Here is a 5,899-nt window from a genome sequence, read left to right as displayed (position 1 = left end):
AGGATAAACTTTGTCCCGATTCCCTGTTCTCTATCTTCAATTTTATAGTAAATATTTAAATCTTGACACAGAAGTTTGATGAAATAAAGACCGATACCGGTCCCCTGCCCTTTTCGTTGTAAAAAATTTTCACCCTCTTGGGCATAAAGATCAAAAATTGCCTCTTTATCCTGAATTCCAGGTCCGTTATCTTCAACAGTGATGACAACATTGTCCGCAGCGCTATCACGAAGGGTAATGATGATTTCATCATTGCCGTATTTGATAGCATTAGAGAGTATATTGGAAAATATCTGTTGGATACGTAGAATATCGCTGTAAATGAAAACATCGCGATCAAAATGCTGTATTAGCTTGATATTTTTTTCATTGATTAGGGAATCATACTTGGTCAACGCTACCGTGATCAACTCATTGAGACTGAAAAGAGTATAGTTATAAGTAAGCTTGTGAGTAGTAAGCTTGGAAGTTTCTAAAATCATGGTGATGGTTTCAAGCATGTCCGCAGCATTATCCGAAACGGTATCTAAAAGAGCTAAAAGTTTTTCTTTATCGATGGCTTTAGGTGATTCAATCTGTTTTCGAATGTATTTGGTAAAATTAATTATCGCGTTGAGAGGCGTTTTAAGTTCATGGGTAAAGAGTAAAAGAAAGGATTTTTGGGCTTCTCGAATTTTCTCTTGTTCAACCTTTTCCTGCTCTTTTAAAAATATCTCCCTCTTTAATTTGACCATATCGGTAATATCATTTCGAATCGCCATATATTCATGGATCTTCCCGTCTTCGTCCACCAAAGGGATAATTGTCGATTCCGCAATAAAATCGGATCCGTCTTTATTACGGTTAATCATCCGTCCACGCCAAATCTTACCGGCATTAATCGTATCCCACATCTCTTTATACATGGAATCGGGATTGTCGGGATGTCGAAAAAGGTTATGGGAATGTCCGATCATCTCTTGCTCAGTGTACCCTGTCACTTTACAAAAATTGTCATTCACAAAAATAATAGTCCCTTTGGTATTCGATTTAGAAACAATCGAAGATTCCGTCAAGGCCTTAAAATACTGCTGATTTCTAAAAAAATCGGAACTCAAAAAATCCTCCTATCAGGATGCGTTTACTCTTCTAGTCATTATGAAATCAGAGTAATAATCTCTTGAGCTATTTTATTCAACGGCAACTGCTTTTCAACCGCCCCGATATCAAATGCAACTTTCGGCATCCCATACACAACGCAGCTGGATTCATCCTGTCCTAGAGTACGAGAACCTGCATTACGCATGGACAATAATCCGCGCGCGCCATCCCCACCCATTCCGGTTAAAATGACACCGATGGCGTTAACCCCGGCTATTTTGGCTACAGAGTTGAAAAGGACATCGACGGAAGGACGATGTCCGGAAACTTTTTCACCGCTCCCGATCTCAACATAATATCGTGCGCCCGAGCGTCGAACCACCATGTGATAATCTCCCGGAGCGATGAGCGCGACTCCCGGAGTGATAGAGTCGCCATTTCGAGCTTCTCGCACCTCCATGGCACACAATCCGTTTAATCTCTCGGCAAACGGCCCGGTAAAATTCGAGGGCATATGCTGTACAATAATGGTACCCGGAGCATTACGCGGCAATCCCATCAATAGATCTTTGAGCGCTTCCGTTCCCCCCGTTGAGGCACCGATAGCCAAAATCTTGTTGGTAGTTTCCGCCAAAGAGGTTGTATTGGCTTGTTGAATACTCTGCAGTAAACGGGGACGGACGCGGACACGAGAGGCCATTTTGATTTTACTGAGAAGCTCTTCTCGCATGGTTTCAACACCGTCGTATATATGAGAATGGGGTTTTCCGACGAAATCGACTGCCCCCGCTTCAAGCGCTTCGAGGGTTGTCCGTGCACCGTTTTGGGTCAAAGAGGAGACCATCACAACCGGTATGGGCATATAGTGCATCAATCTTTTCAGAAACGTAATGCCGTCCATACGCGGCATCTCTACATCCAGACACACGACATCAGGCTTTAACTCGACAATCTTATCGCGAGCCACGTAGGCATCCGAAGCGGTTGCCACAACCTCGATGGCGGGATCGCTCTCTAAAATTTCACGCAGTACGGCTCGTGCCGTGGCACTGTCATCGACTATCAGCACCCGTATTGCCATTTTTATCCTCCGTTTCCTAGATCACTTCGAGTCGTATACTTTAACTGTACTTTACCCCGCTCCAAATTTAATTGAATTTTTCGTCCGTTTTGTCCGCCGACATCTTCAGCAACAATGGAAATACGATACTCTCGCAATATTTCTCGGGCAACCAAAATATTTTTTTGCCCAATCATCATCGCCTCCGATGCACCGATATTCATCGATGCACCGCCAAATATTTTGGCTTCCATCCTATGTATCGATGACCCCGCGTCTAACATCGCTTCAATCAATTTCGGAATAGCTATATTCCCGAACTTTGGTGATTGTAAGCCATTACCATTCCAAAAAGGGAGCAAATAATGGTTCATCCCTCCCAATCCGAGTGCTGTATCATACAAACACACTGCAACACAGGAGCCTAAAACAGTAGAGATAGCGGAGGGAGAGGTATCAACATGAATTTGACCTACATGAATAAACGTGGAACACCCTTGTATCATTAAATCTCAATCGAGTCGTCGAACGATTCAAATAAAAACTCATTTGAACCGTATGCTTCTGAGTCAGGAAGCTTTGTATCAAGCGGCAAGGTCACCGTAAACGTCACAAATTCCCCATCCGCATCGTAGTCGATTTCGCCCTCCAACAGTTCGCACAAACCGCGTACAATGCTTAGTCCGATTCCCAAGCCGTGGACACTGCCTCCGGCCTGCTGAGCAAAACGGGTAAAAATTTGCGGTTTAAACTCTACTTTCGGCCCTTCGCCTTGATTTTTAACGTCTATGGTCAATTTGTCGCCATTGCTGTTGATAGTAATTTTTACCATGCTCTCAGCGTTACCGTAAGCACACGCATTGGCTAAAAGATTTTTGATTATAAGATGAAGTTTTTGCGAATCGGTAACAATTTTCTGTTTCAGATTATTTTCGATAAGAATGTGAATATTTTTCTCTTTCATCCAATATTTCAACGCTTTTAGAACTTCATCGATTAACTCTTCGGGATCAATCAGAGAATAACTCATTTTAATCTCTCCGGTCTCAATCTCTGCCGCTGCAACAAGATTTTGAATATGAAAATCCAAATGAAGAGCCTCTTGCTCTGCCAGTTCCAGTATCTTTTCACGCTTTTCACTATTTTGTGAAGCTAAATGGGGAATCAAACCCAAAAGTGCCGTCATCGGATTATTAAGCTCATTGGCAATCAGTGATAAAAAACGTGTTTTTGCTTTTTCACTGTCCATAAGCTGTTTATTTAAATCGAGTATTTTTCGGCTCAAAAAAGCGACTTCATTATTTTCAATTTCTTTCATAGTAGTTATACATCCATTGTTTTGATAGCGTCCGATTCTATTTGGAATTGATTTAAGATCATACCGATATTGTGCGCTTCTGCCATAAGATTTCGATTTTCGGTATGAAAAGTAGTTCCCATTTTTTGCATGAGAGCAATCTCTTCGGACGTTTGGCCGATCAACCCTTTTAACTGTGAAAAAATCCCTCCGAAGCCGACTGTCTCATCGTTATTACTGGCCGCTTCGATAATTCCATATACTTGGATATACCCTAAATACATCACCTGCTGCTCGAGCTGATCGAGATATTTGGTACTCTCTTGGATGAAACAATCCATCTTTACCTGTAATGTATTCAATTTTTCACTGTAAATCAAAACCAACTCCACAAGAAAATCAATATTCTCGTTCAATTCCGAGGAGAGCGATTCTACATTGCAGTGCAACGTCTCTTGAATAAAATAGTTTACCATCTCTATCTGAATACTCAGTGCGGACACGGTGAAGATCAATTCATTGAGGGTATCGGTTAGCGATTGTGCCAACGTATGAATATGTTCGATCAGTCTATCATTCTCTTTGGCATTAATACGGATATCGCTGGCAAGGACGCCAAATGTCTCTCCGCCGTTAGCTACTTTATACGAGGCTACCGATGCGTTGAGAGATAAAAAAACGATATCACGGGCAAGATGGCGTAAAACACCCCCTTTTTCTTCAAAGACGTTCTTTACCTGATTATACAATTCGATTTTTTCAAACCATTGCTCATACCGGCGCATTAGTATTTGGCTATGTCCCAATAAAGCTTTAAGCCCTAATCCCAAAGGGGTATTGACCTCAGAACATATTTTTTCACTCGAATCGACATCCGCAATGAGCTTTTTATGCTCACTGAGTTCTGATAAAAGGGCATCCGACATAAAATCGTCATAACTGTTATATCCCAGCCCCTGCAGGAGCTCGAACAGCATCGGTTCGCTTGCTTCCATCCCGCCGCTTGTTTCTGCCATCAAAAGCTTGAAATAGAGTTCCCGAACGACGGCAAAAATAGCGGAAGTAGGTTTTATGCGAATCGATACAAAACGGTCGTTCAGAGGGAATACAGCTGCCAGTACCCAATAGTATCCCCCCTCTTTCGTCTTGTTTTTGACATACGCCACAACCGGTTTATCACTCTTGAGATGATCCCATACTACCTTAAATGCAATACGGGGCATATCGGGATGGCGAATAATATTATGAAATTGTCCGATCAACTCCTCTTTTTTATATCCGCTGATACGGACGAATACCTCATTCCCCGAGAGGATTGTACTCGCGTGATCGGTAATCGAAAAGAAAAGTTCATCATTCTCAAATTTTGCCTCTTTCATAGCAACGGCACACCCTAAGTTTTCCACTGATAATCCCTTATAGTCGTTGATAAATTGAAGAACCTAAAAGTTTTAGGCTCTCACGATGGGTCGTCAATGATTCGGAACTCCCAAGAAACAAAGGCGCACCTTTGGGAAGAAGCGTTGTAAAACGCCCTATCAAATCGTGACGGGTAGCTTCATCGAAATAGATCATCACATTACGGCAAAAAATCATGTCAAAATTGTTTTTGAAAAAAAACGGATCGGTCACAAGATTGTATTTGCGAAATAAAATTTTCTCTCTCAAAGAAGCACGGATTTGATACCGTCCCTCCTCCGTTTTTTTGGCCTCAAACGAACGCCCGATGATCTCTTTGGACAATCCCTCTACCGCTTTAGGCTCATACGCGCCCTGCATGGCGTGGGTAAGAACCTTCGAGGAGATATCCGTTGCCAAAATCTTGATATCCCATTTCTCAAAATCACTCAGATGGTGCTGCAAAAACATCAGTATCGTATACGGCTCTTCCCCGCTGGAACATCCCGCTGACCAGATACGGAGCTTTTTTTCCCGCTTGGAAGCGACAAGTGCCGGCAGATAGCTCTCCAGCCATTTCCATTGAGCCCCTTCACGGAAAAATGAGGTAACATTAGTCGAAATTGCACTGACAAAAAAGGAGAGTTCCTCACCGCTTAGATCGGAAACAAGGTAATCGTAATAATCACGAAACGACTTAAGGCCAAGATGATTAAGCCGTTTATTAAGCCGCCCTTTTACCAGCGTGCTTTTTTGATCCGATAAGGATATTCCTACTTTTTCATAAATATATTTCCGAAAAAGGGCAAACTCCTCAGGACGGAGTTCAATTTCATGCATGCGTGCCCTCGATCACCGGACGCAAGGCATCAACGTTCAATATCAATGCGATATCGCCGCTTCCCAGTATCGCTCCCCCGGAAATCTCTTTGAGTTTCGCCAAAGATTTACCCAACGGTTTGATAACAACCTGCTGGCGGCCTACCAGTTCATCGACCATAATAGCGATTCTTCCCGCTTCGGTCTCGACACATACCAGTATCCCTTCCCACGGTTCGATCCGC

At 42.7% G+C, this 5,899-nt stretch carries 7 protein-coding genes; all 7 read right to left on the bottom strand.

The genetic code is table 11. From position 1 onward, the window contains the following. Window positions 1-1,097, bottom strand: a 1,097-nt coding sequence (locus tag Q0C19_RS10625) for a PAS domain-containing sensor histidine kinase (protein ID WP_295055824.1), incomplete at its 3' end; no start/stop codon positions are given. Between the two features lie 38 nt (window positions 1,098-1,135). Beyond that, entirely contained in the window at window positions 1,136-2,161 is a 1,026-nt protein-coding gene (locus Q0C19_RS10620) for a chemotaxis response regulator protein-glutamate methylesterase (RefSeq protein ID WP_295055822.1), read from the bottom strand. A 2-nt stretch (window positions 2,162-2,163) separates the two neighbouring features. Beyond that, a complete protein-coding gene (locus Q0C19_RS10615; protein ID WP_295055820.1) occupies window positions 2,164-2,646 on the bottom strand; it encodes a chemotaxis protein CheD in 483 nt (160 codons plus the stop codon). After that, complete coding sequence (locus tag Q0C19_RS10610; RefSeq protein WP_295055818.1) at window positions 2,646-3,458, bottom strand: HAMP domain-containing sensor histidine kinase; 813 nt, start codon at window positions 3,456-3,458, stop codon at window positions 2,646-2,648. The genes Q0C19_RS10615 and Q0C19_RS10610 overlap by 1 nt, the downstream gene beginning before the upstream one ends. Window positions 3,459-3,463: 5 nt before the next feature. Next, window positions 3,464-4,843 carry a PAS domain-containing protein gene (locus Q0C19_RS10605; protein WP_295055816.1) on the bottom strand — a complete coding sequence of 460 codons (1,380 nt, stop codon included), beginning with the start codon at window positions 4,841-4,843 and terminating at the stop codon, window positions 3,464-3,466. Window positions 4,844-4,853: 10 nt separating this feature from the next. Next, on the bottom strand, window positions 4,854-5,675 hold the full coding sequence (locus tag Q0C19_RS10600) for a protein-glutamate O-methyltransferase CheR (protein ID WP_295055814.1): 822 nt from the start codon (window positions 5,673-5,675) through the stop codon (window positions 4,854-4,856). Further along, on the bottom strand, window positions 5,668-5,899 hold a 232-nt coding region (locus Q0C19_RS10595), incomplete at its 5' end, for a chemotaxis protein CheW (protein ID WP_295055812.1). The genes Q0C19_RS10595 and Q0C19_RS10600, both read right to left, overlap by 8 nt.

The organism is Sulfuricurvum sp., assembly GCF_023250475.1.
Lineage (GTDB): Bacteria > Campylobacterota > Campylobacteria > Campylobacterales > Sulfurimonadaceae > Sulfuricurvum.
Note: the sequence above shows the minus strand (reverse complement) of the source record. Positions and strands in the feature narration are given on the sequence as shown.